The 15,468-nt window shown below is 70.6% G+C and carries 14 protein-coding genes; 9 read left to right on the top strand and 5 right to left on the bottom strand.

Annotation, left to right across the window (positions count from 1 at the left end; genetic code table 11):
* Positions 1–440: 440 nt before the first annotated feature.
* The 3 genes from ADL03_RS37530 (at position 441) to ADL03_RS37520 (ending at position 3,331) form a co-directional block, all read left to right on the top strand.
* Positions 441–1,520, top strand: coding sequence for a mechanosensitive ion channel family protein (locus ADL03_RS37530; RefSeq protein ID WP_197288990.1), 1,080 nt, complete (start codon positions 441–443; stop codon positions 1,518–1,520).
* An 88-nt stretch (positions 1,521–1,608) separates the two neighbouring features.
* A complete protein-coding gene (locus ADL03_RS37525; protein WP_053738384.1) occupies positions 1,609–2,955 on the top strand; it encodes an MFS transporter in 1,347 nt (448 codons plus the stop codon).
* Positions 2,956–3,055: 100 nt separating this feature from the next.
* The gene (locus ADL03_RS37520) at positions 3,056–3,331 is read left to right on the top strand and encodes a hypothetical protein (RefSeq protein WP_157529635.1); all 276 of its coding nucleotides are present in this window, start codon (positions 3,056–3,058) and stop codon (positions 3,329–3,331) included.
* Positions 3,332–3,384: 53 nt separating this feature from the next.
* Here the strand turns inward: ADL03_RS37520 and ADL03_RS37515 are convergent, their stop codons facing one another.
* Both ADL03_RS37515 and ADL03_RS37510 read right to left on the bottom strand, forming a co-directional pair.
* Positions 3,385–6,621, bottom strand: coding sequence for a S8 family serine peptidase (locus tag ADL03_RS37515; RefSeq protein WP_053738382.1), 3,237 nt, complete (start codon positions 6,619–6,621; stop codon positions 3,385–3,387).
* A 246-nt stretch (positions 6,622–6,867) separates the two neighbouring features.
* The gene (locus tag ADL03_RS37510; RefSeq protein ID WP_053738381.1) at positions 6,868–7,392 is read right to left on the bottom strand and encodes a hypothetical protein; all 525 of its coding nucleotides are present in this window, start codon (positions 7,390–7,392) and stop codon (positions 6,868–6,870) included.
* 100 nt (positions 7,393–7,492) lie between these two features.
* Here ADL03_RS37510 and ADL03_RS37505 point away from each other — a divergent pair, with 100 nt between their 5' ends.
* Positions 7,493–8,182 carry a hypothetical protein gene (locus tag ADL03_RS37505; RefSeq protein ID WP_053738380.1) on the top strand — a complete coding sequence of 230 codons (690 nt, stop codon included), beginning with the start codon at positions 7,493–7,495 and terminating at the stop codon, positions 8,180–8,182.
* Here the strand turns inward: ADL03_RS37505 and ADL03_RS37500 are convergent.
* Together ADL03_RS37500 and ADL03_RS37495 are read right to left on the bottom strand one after the other, a co-directional pair.
* The gene (locus tag ADL03_RS37500; RefSeq protein ID WP_082373809.1) at positions 8,166–8,609 is read right to left on the bottom strand and encodes a DUF6098 family protein; all 444 of its coding nucleotides are present in this window, start codon (positions 8,607–8,609) and stop codon (positions 8,166–8,168) included. The two genes, ADL03_RS37505 and ADL03_RS37500, sit on opposite strands and share 17 nt — an antisense overlap.
* Before the next feature lie 302 nt (positions 8,610–8,911).
* The gene (locus ADL03_RS37495) at positions 8,912–9,208 is read right to left on the bottom strand and encodes a hypothetical protein (protein WP_053738378.1); all 297 of its coding nucleotides are present in this window, start codon (positions 9,206–9,208) and stop codon (positions 8,912–8,914) included.
* A 72-nt stretch (positions 9,209–9,280) separates the two neighbouring features.
* On the opposite strand from ADL03_RS37495, the gene ADL03_RS37490 reads away from it, so the two are divergent.
* The 3 genes from ADL03_RS37490 (at position 9,281) to ADL03_RS37480 (ending at position 11,956) form a co-directional block, all read left to right on the top strand.
* The gene (locus ADL03_RS37490; protein WP_053738377.1) at positions 9,281–10,936 is read left to right on the top strand and encodes an FAD-binding dehydrogenase; all 1,656 of its coding nucleotides are present in this window, start codon (positions 9,281–9,283) and stop codon (positions 10,934–10,936) included.
* Positions 10,937–11,003: 67 nt separating this feature from the next.
* The gene (locus tag ADL03_RS37485; protein ID WP_053738376.1) at positions 11,004–11,492 is read left to right on the top strand and encodes an NADPH-dependent FMN reductase; all 489 of its coding nucleotides are present in this window, start codon (positions 11,004–11,006) and stop codon (positions 11,490–11,492) included.
* Positions 11,489–11,956 (top strand): flavin reductase family protein, encoded by a 468-nt coding sequence (locus ADL03_RS37480; protein WP_053738375.1) that lies wholly within the window; start codon positions 11,489–11,491, stop codon positions 11,954–11,956. The genes ADL03_RS37485 and ADL03_RS37480 overlap by 4 nt, the downstream gene beginning before the upstream one ends.
* Here the strand turns inward: ADL03_RS37480 and ADL03_RS37475 are convergent.
* On the bottom strand, positions 11,945–13,645 hold the full coding sequence (locus tag ADL03_RS37475; RefSeq protein ID WP_053738389.1) for an FAD/NAD(P)-binding domain-containing protein: 1,701 nt from the start codon (positions 13,643–13,645) through the stop codon (positions 11,945–11,947). The genes ADL03_RS37480 and ADL03_RS37475 overlap by 12 nt on opposite strands.
* Positions 13,646–13,839: 194 nt before the next feature.
* On the opposite strand from ADL03_RS37475, the gene ADL03_RS37470 reads away from it, so the two are divergent.
* Positions 13,840–14,937: an LLM class flavin-dependent oxidoreductase gene (locus ADL03_RS37470; protein WP_053738374.1), complete on the top strand. Its 1,098-nt coding sequence runs from the start codon at positions 13,840–13,842 to the stop codon at positions 14,935–14,937.
* Positions 14,934–15,401: a GNAT family N-acetyltransferase gene (locus ADL03_RS37465; protein ID WP_053738373.1), complete on the top strand. Its 468-nt coding sequence runs from the start codon at positions 14,934–14,936 to the stop codon at positions 15,399–15,401. The genes ADL03_RS37470 and ADL03_RS37465 overlap by 4 nt, the downstream gene beginning before the upstream one ends.
* Positions 15,402–15,468 lie beyond the last annotated feature (67 nt).

The following is a 15,468-nucleotide window of genomic DNA, read 5'->3' as shown; positions in this document are numbered from 1 at the left end:
GCACGTGGGCAGGCACGGCACGTGGGCAGGCACGGCACGTGGGCAGGCACGGCACGTGGGCAGGCACGGCACGTGGGCAGGCACGGCACGTGGGCAGGCCCTGCGCGCGGGCGTGCCGCGGCGCCTGGGCGGCCACGGCGCGCGGGCGCGACAGCCAGGCCCGCACGGCCCATCCACCTCCCGGCACCGCCACCTACCACGACCGGCAGCCGACACCATCCCGAGCCACCACGGGCCGACGGAAGCCGCGTCCCAGCCACTCGCCGCGCCCCACCCGCGTTTCCTTCTATTGCGGACGATCAGCACCCTCCCTTCCGGACAACCAACAGACGCCCCCACGGCCAGATCCGGACAACGTTCACCCGTCCGAGTGAGATGGCTCATGGTGTCCCCGTCGCGGGCCGCCGGGTAACCGAATCGGAACAGGAGGAGGAGTAGTAGTGCTGTTCGTTGTGCTCGGCTGTTCGGTGGTCTTCGCGTTGCTGGTGGTGGAGGTGGTGCACCGGTTGGTGCGCCGGTTCACGCACAGCGGCAAGATGTACCGGCCTGGGCAGTTGTTCGGGGCGTTGCTGGCCGCGCAGATAAGCCTGAGCGTCTACCCCGTTGACGCTCCCATCACGCTGCACGCGTTGGGGATCGCGTTGATCCTGGCCGGGGCGTGGTTGCTGTCGGCGTTCATCAGCACCCTTGTGGACGTCTCGCTGTCGCGGATTCGGACCGATGTCACGGACAACCGGCACGCGCGGCGGGTGCACACGCAGATCACGCTGGTCAGGCGGCTGGTGCTGGTGGTCATCGGGGTGCTGGCGGTGGGGGCGATCCTCATGACGTTCCCCGGTGCGCGGGCCGTGGGGTCGACGGTGCTGGCGTCGGCGGCTGTGATCGGTGCGGTGGCGGCGTTCTCGGCGCAGTCGTTGCTGGGCAACCTGATCTCGGGGTTGCAGATCGCGTTCAGCGATGCGGTGCGGCTCGATGACGTCGTGGTGGTCGAAGGTGAGTGGGGGCGGGTCGAGGACATCACGTTGACGTACGTGGTGCTGCACCTGTGGGACGACCGGCGGCTGGTGTTGCCGACCTCGTACTTCTTGAAGACGCCGTTCGAGAACTGGACGCGGACGCAGTCGGCGTTGCTCGGCACCGTGGAGATGGACCTGGACTGGACGGTGCCGGTCGAGGCGATGCGGCACGAGATGCGGTCCATGCTGGAGGGCAGCGACCTGTGGGACGGGCGGGTGTCGGTGTTGCAGGTCACCCAGGCCACGCAGGGGTTCGTGCGGGTCAGGGCGCTGGTCAGTGCGGCGGACGCGGGCAAGCTCTGGGACCTGCGGTGCCTGGTGCGGGAGCACCTGGTCGACTGGGTGCAGCGGCAGCACGACAGTGCGTTGCCGCAGATCAGGACCCGTGCGGTCAGCGGGGTCAAGCGGGTGCGGCCGCAGAGCGACCAGCACACCGACGCGCGGGTGTTCGGGGAGAGCCTGGACGGCGCGCAGCGGGAGCAAGCGTTTGCGGGGCCCAAGTAGCGTCCGCGATGCCCCAAGCTGCACGGCGCTGACGAAAACACGGTGAATCCGGCGCGACCACCGCGGGGAGATCCACCACACTGGACGCATGAAAACCGGTGACCAGGTCGTTCAGGGGCTGCCGTGGCGGTGGCGCGCGCAGGGCACGATCTTCGTGATCGGCGGGCTCGGGTTCCTGTTCGACGCGTGGGACGTGACGCTCAACGCCTTCCTGATCCCGCTGGTCAGCGCCGAGTGGGGGCTCAGCCTGGCCGAACGGGGCTGGGTCGGCACGGCGAACCTGATCGGCATGGCGGTCGGGGCGTTCGCGTGGGGTGCGGTCGCGGACACCATCGGCCGCAAGAAGGCGTTCAGCCTCACCATCCTGATGTTCTCCGTGTTCACGGTCGCGGGCGCGGCGTCGCCGGACTTCGTCACGTTCTGCGTGTTCCGGTTCCTGGCCGGGGTGGGGCTCGGCGGGTGCATCCCGGTCGACTATGCGCTGGTCGGCGAGTTCACGCCGGCGAAGGTGCGGGGGCGGGTGCTGGCGGCGATGGACGCGTTCTGGCCGCTCGGGGCGACGCTGTGCGGGCTCACGGCGGCGTTCCTGACCGGGCTGGGCAGCTGGCGGGTGCTGATGCTCACGATGGTGCTGCCGGCACTGCTGCTGTTCTGGATCCGGCGGGCGGTGCCCGAGTCGCCGATGTTCCTCGTGGCCAAGGGCAAGCCGGCGGAGGCCAAGAAGGTCGTCGACGACCTCGTCGCGAGGACGGGCGCGCCGCGCGAGGAGTGGCGGCTGCCGGAGCCGCAGCAGGTGCAGCGGCTGTCGGCCAGGGCGATGGTCACGCAGCTCAAGGACATCTGGCGGTACGACCCGAAGCGCACGGCGGCGCTGTGGGTGCTGTTCCTCGCGGTGTTCCTGCTCTACTACGGCGCCGTCACGTGGCTGCCGACGATCCTGAAGGCGCAGGGCTACGGCACGTACGCGGCGTTCATGGTCACGACGCTGACGGTGGCGGTGGGCATCGTGAGCGCGCTGGTCAGCGCGTGGCTCGTGGACGTGTTCGGGCGCAAGTGGGTGATCGCGGTCAGCGCCCCGCTGGCGGCGGCCGCGCTGGTGCTGTTCGCGGTGCAGCTCGACGTGGGCGGGGCCGCGAAGACGTGGATCACGGTCTTCGGGATGCTGATCCAGGTTACGGTCCCGGCGCTGTACGCGTTCGCGCCGGAGCTCTACCCGACGCACCTGCGGGCCAGCGGGTTCGGCTGGGCGTCGACGGTCAGCCGGGTCGGGGCGGGGTTCGTGCCGGTCCTGTTCGGAGCGCTGCTGTGGCCGTTGCTGGGGCTGGCCTGGACGTTCGCGGTGATCGGCGTGCTGGTGGTGGCGGCGGTGGTCGTGATGATGTTCGTGGTGCCCGAGACGCGGATGCAACCGCTCGCGGAGGCCGTTCCGTCCTAGGCACATGAGAAGACCGCTCGCCGTCGCGTTTTGCGCGCTGGCTCTCGGTGGCTGTGGTACGAACGGGGTTCCAGCCGTGTCGTTGGCGGAGGTGCCGACCGTGTCCTCAGCAGTGCCGGACAAGAACCGGATCGAGCAGGCGAAGCGCGACGGCCACCCCACCGTGCCACTGATGATCTCCGTGCAGCCGGGACGCGACGAGGAGGTCGAGCGGGCGCTGGTGGCGCTGGGCGCGGCCGTCGAGGCGCGTGATCCCAGGATCGGTTACCTGCGGGCCGAGATGCCGGTCGACAAGGTGGAGGACGCGTACCGGATCACCGGTGTGTCCAAAGTGGATGTGGACGAACCGCTCGGCAACCGGCTCCCCGAACCGTAGGAAGCCCCAGGACCACGTGGGTCCTGGGGCTTCCCTGGTCGTTCAGCGGTGTGTCAGCTGACCGACTGGACGATCACGGCACCGCGGCCGACGACGTTCTCGTCCGCCGTGCGCACCTCGAGCTCACCGCGCAGGACGCGGCCGGCACCCGGCTGGCTGAGCGGCGTGATGACGCCCGTGGCGTTCCACGACGCACCGGCGGCGCGGTCGGCGTTGCTGTCGGACACGGTGAGCGTGCCCAGCGCGGCCGAGGTGTAGACGTCGAAGTAGTCGTACGCCGTGGTGCCCGAGGGCACCGAGTAGCCGTCGACCTGGACGCGCCACAGACCGGCGGCCGGGTTGGCGAGCGTCACCGACTCCTCGGAGTCCGCGTCCGCCGACGAACCGGCGGCCACGCACGTGCCCGTGGTGCAGTTCAGCACGGTCAGGTCGAGGTCGGCGGCCAGGTCGGCGGTGTTGCCGATGGTGGCCGTGAGCTGCGACGAGCCCGGCTGGACCTGGATGTCGTAGAACTTGGTCTCCAGGTTGGCGATCGTCGGGCGGTCCTGCTTCGCGCTGCCCACCGCACCGGCGGCGAGGCGGCCGTTGAACACGGCCTGCGTGTTCGTGACGGTGTAGCTGCGCTGCACCGGCGTGCCGAGGGCCGCGGACGCGATGACGTCCGGGTTCGGGCTGATCGACGTGCCCAGCACGGAGGCGGTCACCGAGTACGGCGCCACGTCGGCGTCGGACGTGCGGCGGGCCTCGACGACGATCTCCCAGACACCGGCCATCGGGTTGGTCACCGTGCGGCTGGTGGGGCTGCCACCGGCACAGCCGGCGCCCGCGTCCGGGTTGTAGCAGTTCGTCGAGGTGTTGGAGTCGAAGCCGACGCCCTGCGGGGTGTAGCGCAGGAAGCGGACCTGGCCCTTGCCGGCCTCGGTGCCACCGGCGGTCATGTCGACCTTCAGCGCGCTCGTGCCCTTGGGCACGTCCACGAAGAGGCTGGTCGACTGGTTGCGGGCGATGGTGCCCGACTTGGTGACCGCGAACTTGTTGGCGGCGCTGAACTTCTGTGCCGCGAACACGGTGTTCAGGGTCTGCACGTCGACGCCGGGGGTCTCCACGTCGTCGAGCTGCAGCACGGCGCTGTGCACGCCTGCGGTCTTGGCCTTGACCGTGACCGGGAACTGCACCGGCGTGTTCAGCGGCAGGAACACCCAGCCGTCGGCGCGGAACGTGCCGTCGTCGCCCTTCCAGGTGACGCGCCAGCCCTCGACGTGGTCCTCACCGGTGGTGCGGGTGAGGGTGTAGACGCGGGTGTACTCCTGGCCGACGGTCACGCCCTCGCGGTCGTGGATGCCGACACCGACGTTCGGGGTGGCCAGCAGTCCGCTGAGGACGGTGTTGACCGGCACGGAGACCTTGAGCTTGTTCGGCTTGCCGTGCTTGTCCAGCAGGGACCACGCGGCGTTGGTGTTGAACAGGCCTGCGCCCTGCTCGTAGGCGCCGAGGGTCTTGACGAACGTGGCGCTGCGCTGGATCGCGTACCGCAGCTCGGCGCTGGTCGGACGCTCACCGTTGTGCTCGGCCTTGTAGGCGCTCACGAGCAGCGCGGCGGCACCGGTCGCCTGCGGGGCGGCCATCGAGGTGCCGTTGAACATCGCGTAGCCGGCCGGGAGGGCGTAGGTGCCCGCCACGGGACCGGGGGCCTGCCAGCGCGGCGTGGTGGAGATCGCCGAGCCGGGGGCGATGATGTTCGGCTTGAAGCCGCCGTCCTCGGCGGGACCGCGCGACGAGAAGCCGTGCAGGCCCTGCTTCTGCTCGGTCTTCGAGCCGTAGTTGGAGAGCCAGGTCTCCTTGGTGATGTACGAGCCGACGCTCACGGCGTCCGTCGCGACCGAGGGGTCACCGACGGTGTTCGCGCCCGCACCCGAGTTGCCCGCCGAGATGAACAGCTGGACGTTGTACTCGTTGATGGTGCGGTTGTAGAGCTCGGCGCGCGCGTTGTTGCCGTCGTTGAGCGCCGGGAGGCCACCGATGGAGATGTTCACGACGTCGGCGCCGTTGCGCGCGGCGTAGAGGACACCGTCGATGAGGCCGGAGCTGGTGCACGACGGGGTGGAGAGGCAGGCCTTGATGGCCATCAGCTTCGCACCGGGCGCGGCACCGGCCATCTTGCCGTCGAACAGCTTGTGCGCCGAGGTGATGCCGGCGACGTGGGTGCCGTGCGCGGCGCCCGCGATGCCGAGGTTGACGTACGGCGTGCCCGCGTTGTCGTAGACCGAGCGGTCGGTCTGCACGACGAACGCGACGCGGTCGACGACGGGGGTCGCGGGGTTGTCGGTGCCGAAGTAGCCGACGTCCTTCTTGACCTTGTAGTCGATCATGCGGGCGTTGTTGGTGAAGTCGCCGTCGCCGTCGGTGTCGACGAAGACTTCCTTCGTCGTGATGTCCTGGATGACACCGAACGCGTCGGCGCGGTCGCCGTCGCGGTTGATGTCGCCGCCGGTCTCACTGGCCGCGGTGCCGAGGTCCTGCGCCGTCTCGCGGAAGAGGCCGAACGAGTACGGGCCGCCGGTCGCGGGCGCGGTCCACTCGCGGCCGCCGTCGGTGAACTTGCCGACGCGGCCGGTCTTGGTCATGGTGACCCAGGTGCCGTCGCCGGAGTTCGTGGCGTTCGCGTTGTACCAGTCGATGATCTTGCGCTCACCGGTGCTGGTCGTCTGCAGCGAGGGCGTGTCGAGGTCGATGCCCGAGTCGATCACGGCGATCGTGGTGCCGCGGCCGTCCCACTTCGGGTGCGCGGTGGCGAACTGCGCCGCCTGCGTGTCCTGCGTCGGCATGTACGGGTTGGTGCGCGGGGTCGACGCGTCCGGTGCCTTCTGCGGGGCCGGCTGCTCCATGCCCTGCGGCCGCGGGTCGTCGAGCTGGATCAGCCCGTCGACGTCCACCGTGCTGACGGACGCCAGCTTGGCGGCCTTCTCCGCGTTGTCACGCGGGATGGTCACCTTGACGTAGTCGACGTCCTTCTCGGTCTTCTGGACCGTGGCGCCGAGCGCCTTCAGCTCGCTGACGGCGGCGTCGGTCTTGCCGTTCTCGGCGGCGACCAGCAGGTCGACCGTCGGCTTGCCCTCGGCGGCGGCCTTGTCGACCAGCTCGCGGTCGGTCTTGTCGAGCTGCTTGGGAGCCTCGGTCGTCGGGTTCTGCTGCTGCGCGGTGGCAGCGGGGGTGGCGGCGAAGCCGAGCCCGGCAGTGCCCAGCACCGCGGTCAACAAGACCGTTCCGGTGCGGCGTCTCCAGTTCTTCACGGCGCATGTGCCCTTCGTGGGGTAAAGAGTGTGTGGAAGCACATCTCTTCCCACAGCGGTGGGCAATAGGTTCAGTGGAGCATTGTCGAGTTCCACATTGGACTGTTCGGCGTCTTGCGGTGGCACGCTTGAGGTGCTGCGCGTTTCATTTCAGCCGTGGAACGAGCAGATGCCTTTTAGTCAAGAGCTGATGGAGGGGAATGTCAAGCGTCTGTCAACGGTGAATGCGCTTGGCGTGTAACGGGATCACCGCGCGGAGCGATGTTGTTTCCGAGAAATCGCGCGGCGGAGTCGGGCCACCAGGCCCCGCTGTTCCGGCGCTTTCGGCTGCGCTCCGCACGCCGTGCAACCGGCGCGGTGTTCGGCGAGCGCCTTTTCGAGCTCGGCGATCTGCTTGAGGGTCCGTTCGGGCACGGCGTCCTTCTTGACCGACAGCAACGACAGCTCGGACAGCGCGCGTTTCCGGCCCGCCGCCTGCACCGCGGGCGCGATGGTGTGGAACACGACCAGGTTGCGCCTGCGCTCCGGTTCGATCGCCTGCACGTCGCACCACTGGATGGCGCTGACGTGGTCGATGCCGTGCGACTGGATGCCCTGCTCGGTGAGCTTCGTGCCCATGCCGAAGCTGCGCCACGCGACGGTTGCGCCCATGAGGAACCACAGGCCGCCGAAGACGTAGCCGTACCACGGGCCGCCCGCCGCAGCGACCGGTCCGCACGCGGCGACCGCGGCGCCGAGCCCGAAGAGAACCCATCTCCACCTGGTGTGCATCTCCCCTCCAGGTGTACCGGATTCGCCCGGTTCATGCGGCGGGGCACGGCGTCGGGTCGTTCGGCACGACTGACGGCTGATCAAGCGCTACCTTGCCGCCATGGACCTCAAGCCGGTCGCCGACGAGCTCTACGGGCTGACGCCGAAGGAGTTCACCGCGGCCAGGAACGCCGCGGCCAAGCAGGCGGACGACAAGGACCTCGCGAAGGCCATCGCCGACCTGCGCAAGCCCACGGTGGGCGCGTGGGCGGTGAACCGGCTGGTGCGGGACGCCCCACCGGCGCTGCGGGAGGCGCTGGGGCTGTCCACGGCGCAGCTGACCATGCGGGAGCTGGGACGCAAGCGCAAGGAGCTGCTGGAGGCGCTGGTCTACCGGACCCTGGAGCTGACCGGGCCGATCACCGACGACGCGGTCACGCAGGTGCGCAACACGCTCACCGCGGCCATGTCGGACCCGGAGTCGGCCGAGCAGGTGCGCGAAGGGCACCTGACGAAGGGGCTGGAGTACTCGGGGTTCGGGTTCGCGGTGCCCGTGCCGGAGCCCGCTCAGGACGACGGTGAGGACGCGCTGGCCCGCAAGCGGCGGGAGCGGCAGGAGCGCAAGCGCGCGGAGGCCCAGCAGGCGCTGGACGAGGCGGAGCAGACCCTCGGGGAGGCGCAGGCCGACCAGCTGGCGGCGCAACGGGCGTTCGACCGGGCGGCGGAACGACTGGAGGACGCCAAGCGGGTCACGGCGGCGGCCGAAAAGGCGCGCAAGGCTGCGGAGAAACGGCTCAACGACCTGAGCTAGACCGGTCCAACGGGCCCCATTCGGGTGAACGCTGAGCGGCGACGAGGGCCTCACAGGCCGTGAGCACGCTGTCGTCGACCCACGCCACGGGCTCCTGGCAGCGCACCAGCGGCTCGTTGTCCGGGCCCCGGCCGACCTCCTCGCCGCGCAGCACCCAGGCCCGCACGTCCGCCCCGCGCAGGTCGCGCAGGTGGCGGTAGTCGTACAGCCGGCGAGCGACCCACAGCTCGCGCGGGCGGTCCCCCCACCAGGGCTCCACGCGCAGCGGGCTGGCCGACAGGCCCGGCAGCTCGACCCCGGTCAGCGAGTCGCGGGAGGTCGAGGCGGCGTCCGCGTCCGGGCCCTTGGACCAGCGCACGTAGACGTCGTCACCGAGCAGGCCCACCAGCTCGGCGACGTCCGTGATCGTCGGAAGTTCTGCAGTCACATCCGGTGACGTACCCGCGAACAACCTGAAGGGAACCTGAAGGATTTGAGCCCGGTCACATTGAAACGCGACCGGAACACGTGCCCCCGGTTGTACGTTCAACAATGTGGTTGGCCGCGGACGCTTGAGTCCGCGCCAGGGCGATCCGGCACCCCCAGGCCGGAAAAGCCTTTCCGCAGGCGTTGTGCGCTCGCGCCGCGGTCAACCCGCCGTCGGCCGGCACACCGGAAACCCCCCTCACCGGTAGTGGCGGTCGGCGGCATCCGGAAAGTGCGGTGCCCTTCCCCCCAGGGCACCGCACTTCACAGGTTGTACTGGTCGTGCCGTTCGTAAAACGCTTTCAGGTCTTCCGGTGACAGGTCCTTGGCCGCGCCGACCTCCAGGAAGAAGTTCTCGCGCGCGATGCCGGGCGAGAAGAGGATCAGCATGCGAACGTCGGCGTCGGAGTCGTTGCGGAACGCGTGCGGGCGGGCACCGGGCTGACGCGGGCCCATCCGCCACTCGAACAGGCCGAACTCGCCGTTCGTCACCGACCCCGGCGCGACGAAACGCGTGCTCTTCGTGGTGAAACCGACTTCGGAAGCCGGCCGGAAGCTCATCGTCCTACCCCACCATAAAGTGAACTTGATTCAGGTCTCGTGCCCCACCAGCGGTGGATCTAGACTCGCCCGATGGCACATGACGCGGATGTCATCGTCGTCGGCGCGGGCCTCGCTGGTCTCGTCGCGACAGCGGAGCTCGCCGACGCGGGGCGCAAGGTCATCCTCCTCGACCAGGAGCCGGAGGCGTCGATCGGCGGTCAGGCGTGGTGGTCGTTCGGCGGGTTGTTCCTGGTCGACAGCCCCGAGCAGCGCCGGCTGCGGGTCAAGGACTCCCACGACCTGGCGCTGCAGGACTGGCTGGGCTCCGCGGCGTTCGACCGGGACAGCGACCACTGGCCGCGGCTGTGGGCGCAGGCCTATGTGGACTTCGCCGCCGGCGAGAAGCGCTCGTGGCTGCACGGCATGGGGATGCGCTGGTTCCCGTTCGTGCAGTGGGCGGAGCGCGGCGGCTACCTGTCCGACGGGCACGGCAACTCGGTGCCGCGCTTCCACGTCACCTGGGGCACCGGGCCGGGCGTGGTGGAGCCGTTCGAGCGCCGGGTGCGCGAGGGTGTCGCGAAAGGACTCGTGACGCTGCGGTTCCGCCACCGGGTGACCGGGCTGTCGGTCACGAACGGCGTGTGCGACGGCGTGTCCGGCGAGGTGCTGGAGCCGTCGTCGGTGGAACGCGCGCAGCCGTCGTCGCGGACGGTCGTCGGTGACTTCTCGCTGTCCGCCCAGGCCGTCGTCGTCACGTCCGGTGGCATCGGCGGCAACCACGACCTCGTGCGGCGCAACTGGCCGGAGCGGATGGGCACGCCGCCGAAGTTCATGCTCGCGGGTGTGCCGGACTTCGTCGACGGGCACCTGCTGGAGATCACCCAGAAGGCCGGCGGCGCGATCATCAACGCCGACCGCATGTGGCACTACCCCGAGGGCATCGCGAACTACGCGCCGGTGTGGTCGCGGCACGGCATCCGCATCCTGCCCGGCCCGTCGCCGCTGTGGCTCGACGCGGACGGCAAGCGGCTGCCGATCCCGCTGTTCCCCGGCTTCGACGCGCTGGGAGCGTTGCAGCACATCACCTCCCACGGCCACGAGCACTCGTGGTTCGTGCTGAACAAGAAGATCATCGGCAAGGAGTTCGCGCTGTCGGGCTCCGAGCAGAACCCGGACCTGACCGGCAGGGACACCCGCGCGGTGCTCAAGCGCGCGCTGCCCGGTGCGGTGGCGCCGGTCGAGGAGTTCGCCAAGCGCTCCAAGGAGTTCATCCAGGCCGGCACGGTCGCGGACCTGGCGCGCGGCATGAACGCGCTGACCGGCGACTCGCGCATCGACGCCGCGGCGCTGGAGAAGGTCATCGTCGAGCGCGACCGGCAGGTGACCTCGGGGCTGGGCAAGGACATGCAGGTCAACGCGATCCGCGCGGCCCGGCACTTCCTGACCGACAAGCTGATCCGCGTGGTCGAGCCGCACCGGCTGCTCGACCCCAAGGCGGGACCGCTGATCGCCGTGCGGCTGTCGGTGATCACCCGCAAGACGCTGGGCGGCCTGCACACCGACCTGTCGTCGCGGGTGCTCGGCGAGGACGGGCAGCCGTTGCCGGGGCTCTACGCGGCGGGCGAGGCGGCCGGGTTCGGCGGCGGTGGCGTGCACGGGTACCGCGCGCTGGAGGGGACGTTCCTCGGCGGCTGCATCTTCTCCGGACGCGTGGCCGGCCGGGCCGCGGCGGACGCGGTGTCGTAGCGGCGCAACCGATCCCGCGTGGTGGACGCGGGTTGACGGTCCCCCGGCTTGCGGCTGTGCTGAGGGCATGACGCAGATCGGTGTTCTGGCCGGCAACCCGCGGCCCGCCTCGCGCACGTTGCAGGCGGCGCTCACCCTCCGCGAGGCACTGGCGGGCGTGCTGGGCGTGCCCGTCGACGGGCCGGTGGTCGACGCCGCCGTGCTGGCGCCCGCGGTGTTCACCGACGCCGACGCGGTCAAGGCGGCGCTGACGGAGCTGGGTGCGGCCGAGGTGCTCGTGGTGGCGACACCGACGTACAAGGCCGCCTACACCGGGCTGCTGAAGGCGGTGCTGGACCAGGCACCGTCGGGGTGGTTGCGCGGCAAGGTCGTGCTGCCGTTGCAGATCGCGGCGTCGGACCGGCACGCGCTGGCCGTCGAGGTGCACCTGCGGCCGGTGCTGACCGAGCTCGGCGCGCTGGTGCCGCAGGCGTTGTTCCTCAACGAGAACGCGCTTCCCGCGCAGCCCGCCGACTTCGCACTGGACTCGGACGTGCTGAAGGCGCTGGTCCGGTGAAGGAGCAGCTGCGCACCGCGTTGCGCCACCACGCGCAGGCCGTCACGATCGTGACGGCCCAGGGATCGGCCGGGCCGGTCGGAACGACGGTCAGCTCGTTCACGTCGGCGTCGTTCGAGCCGCCGCTGGTCGTGGTGTGGATCGGCGAGGGCGCCTCGGTGTGGCCGGTGCTGAGGACGGCACCGCTGTTCGCCGTGCACCTGCTCGACGCGTCCCAGACCGGCCTCGCGGATCTGTTCGCCACCAAGGGTGTCGACCGGTTCGGCGCGGGCACGCGGTGGAGGGCGGACGACGACGGCGTGCCGTGGCTGCTGGACGCGCCGGTGCGGCTGCGCTGCCGGACGTCACGGCGGATCGTGGTCGGTGACCACGTGGCGCTGGTCGGGGAACCGCTGGGCATCACGCACTCCGACCTCGCCGCGCCCCTGGTGCGGCACCAGGGGCGCTACACGTCAGTCGCCTAGCTGCCGCAGCACGGTCCGCGCGATCACGTCGTTCTGCCGGAACGCCGGCGCGTTCGTGTTGGGCCGTGCGAACGCCGCGAACGTGCGGCCCGCGGCGTAGGGACCGACGGCGAACCGGGCCGGGTCCACCGCGCCGTCCTCGCCGATCAGCCGGCCCTCCGCCGTCACCCGCACGAAGCCATCGCCGTCTTCGGACACGGCACCGTTGGCGCGCAACGACTTCAGCACCGGGTCGGCCGTGCGGGACAGGGTGTGGCCGGGCAGGCGGGCCTCCACCAGACCGTTGGCGCGCACCACCTCCGGCGTGGTCGCGCTGCCCGCGAGGAACGCGCCGTCGACGGCCTCGACCCACATGTCGGCCCCCACGAAGCGCACGATCCCCGCCCGCGACAGGGCGAGCAGCTCCTCCAGCCGGTCGGGTGGCGGGCCGGACGCGAGGTAGCTGAAGTAGCCGTGCCACCACGGGTCGGCGTCGCGCAGCCGCACGTCGGGGAGCTGGCCGTAGACCGAGAGCAGCGCCAGGAACGCGCCCAGGTCCGCGCTGTGCCGGGGGTCGGAGCGGCGGGCCACGTCGGCGGCGATGTAGGAGCGCAGGTGCTCCTGGAGCTCCTCGCCGGTCTCGAAGGTCACGCCGGCCAGCGGGCGGTCCAGGCGTTCGAAGTCGATGCGGTCGGCCGGATCGGGGACGGCACGGGCCTCCAGCTCGCGCATCTCCCTGCTGTACCAGGGCAGGGCGGCGAAGGCGGCAGCGAACTGCGCGAACGGCAGCCGCAGCCGGTCGGGGTGACCGGTGCCGAGCTCGTGGTAGTGGCCCCAGGCGACCTCCTTGGCGATCAACGGCCAGACGTCGGTGCGGAAGTCCCAGCTCCTGCCCTCCAGCGCCGCGGCCGTGAAGAACCGCGGCAGCACCGGGCGTTCGCCCTGCAACCGGTAGCCGGTCTTCGAGTGGTACGGCACACCGCGCCGCGATCCCACGAACAGCCGCGGTTCCGCACCCGAGGGCACGTAACGGAGATCGGCGCCGGAGCCGGTGAACCGGCCGCCGCGGCCCTCGGTCAGCAGCACCATGAGGTCGATGAACGCCAGCCCGAACCCGCGCAGCAGCACGTCGCCGGTCACCTCGGACAGGTCGGCGTCGGCCGAGTACAGCGGCGGCACGTAGACCAGGCCGTGGGCCGACGCGTGCTCGGCGAGCTTGCGGTGCTCGGGTTCGGGTTCGGCGTCGAGGTGCCCGAGTGCGAGCACGAGCACGTCGGCGGACAGCGACGACCCGTCGTCCAGGTCGACGGTGCGGCCGGTGACCCGCACCGCCCGCGCCCGGTGCTCCCGCACGGTGACGTTGGACGGCAACGACGCGACGGCGTGCCGGAAGAACCACTCCAGGTAGCCGCTCTGCACCTGCCGCGACGGGAACGAGGTCGGGTCGACGTCACCCCACTGCGCCAGCGACGGACCCTCCCGCACGGGGCCGAGCCCGGTGAAGCTCGCGTCGGTGAACACCGTCACGTCCTCGGCCATGGAGTTCATCCGCAGCAACGGTGACTGGGCGTGCCGCCACACCCGGCCGGCTCCGGCGGGGAACGGGTCGACCACGTGCACGACCAGCTCCAGCGCCGGGGCGTGGGCGGCGATGCGTTCGAGCAGGCCGGCGGCACGGGGGCCGCCGCCGATGACGACGAGTGAGCGCATGCGCGTCTTTCCGTTGAAGGGCAACGAGATGCAGACCGCGCCCCTCAACGCGAACACCACCACGGTACCCCGCGTGTGCAAGCAAATCCCGCTCTGTGGACACCGTTGCCGATCACCGGCCGCGGTGCTTGTCTCGAAGGGCGTCTCCCTCAACGCGTGCTCAGGAAACCACTACCAGCTCTGGGGAATCGGCCATGCCAGTTGAGTTTCTCGGGATCGCCGCCACGAACAACGGGTCGGAGACGACACCGCGCGACGGCCTCGCGTTCGACAAGGACTACACGATCAGGCTCGCGCGGGCGCACGAGGACCACGGCTGGGACCGGGTGCTGTTCGCGTACGGCTCGGGTGCGCCGGAACCGGCGGCCGCGGCGGCCTACCTGGCGAGCAAGCTCGACCGGCTGCAGATCCTGCTGGCGCACCGGCCGAACGTGTCCTACCCGACGTTCGCGGCCAAGACGTTCGCGACGCTCGACCAGATCAGCGACGGCCGGCTGACCGTGCACTTCATCACCGGCGGCACCGACCACGAGCAGCAGCGCGAGGGCGACTACCTGACCAAGGACGAGCGCTACGGCCGGACCCGCGAGTACATCCGGATCGTCAAGAAGGCCTGGACGAGCCGGGAGGCGTTCGACCACGAGGGCGAGCACTACCGCTTCGCCGACTTCGTGAGCGACGTGTTCCCGGTGCAGCAGCCGCGGCCGAACGTGTCGTTCGGCGGCTCCTCCCCCGCCGCCTACGCCGCGGGCGGGGCGGAAGCGGACATCTTCTGCCTGTGGGGTGAGCCGCTGGCCGAGACCGCGCAGCAGATCGAGGCGGTCAAGCAGGCCGCGAAGGACGCGGGCCGCACCGACGTGCCGCGGATCCAGGTGGCGTTCCGGCCGATCATCGCGCCGACCGAGGAGCTGGCGTGGGAGAAGGCGCACCGCACGGTCGCGCGCATCGAGGCCCGCAAGGCCGGCGGCCCGCTCAGCCGCAGGCACTCGCTGACGAGCCCGGAGAACACCGGGTCGCAGCGGCTGCTCGCGGTCGCCGAGCGCGGTGAGCGGTTCGACCGCGCACTGTGGACGCCCACCGCGAAGGCCACCGGTGGCGCGGGCAACTCGAACGCGCTGGTGGGCACGCCGGAGACGGTCGCGCAGGCGTTGCTCGACTACTACGACCTGGGCGTGGACATCCTGTCGGCGCGCGGCTACGACCTGCTCGGCGACGCCATCGACTTCGGCCGGTACGTCATCCCGCTGGTGCGCGAAGAGGTCGCGAAGCGTGATCGGGCCAAGGCCGCATGACCACCCTCGAAGTGCGCCGCGTCCGGCAGTGGGACCCGGACGCGGCGCCGTTGGTGGCCGGGCTGACGCACGAGTACACGACGCGGTACGGGCCGTCTGGTGCCGAGGAGATGCAACGGCCGGCGGACGTGTTCGAGCCGCCGAACGGGCAGTTCCTGCTGCTGGTCGAGGCCGGTGAGGCGGTCGCGGGCGGCGCGTTCAAGCGGTTCGACGACGAGACCGCCGAGCTGAAGCGGATCTGGACGCACGAGCGGCACCGCAGGCGCGGGCTCGCGCGCCGGGTGCTGGTGGAGCTGGAGAACGAGGCGCTGGCGTTCGGCTACCGGCGGATCTACCTCACGACCGGGCCGCTCCAGCCGGAGGCGAAGGGGCTGTACCTGGCGACCGGTTACACACCGTTGTTCGATCTTGCGACAGACCCCCTGACAATGAGCCACCTGGCGTTCGAAAAGCCGCTCGGATGATTTCGTTAGTTCGAACGAGTGAATTCGCGGTACTCCGACCGAAACTCGCGGTTCAGTTGGACACGCT

Source organism: Nocardia sp. NRRL S-836, assembly GCF_001279525.1.
In the GTDB taxonomy this organism is placed as follows: domain Bacteria; phylum Actinomycetota; class Actinomycetes; order Mycobacteriales; family Pseudonocardiaceae; genus Lentzea.
Note: the sequence above shows the minus strand (reverse complement) of the source record. Positions and strands in the feature narration are given on the sequence as shown.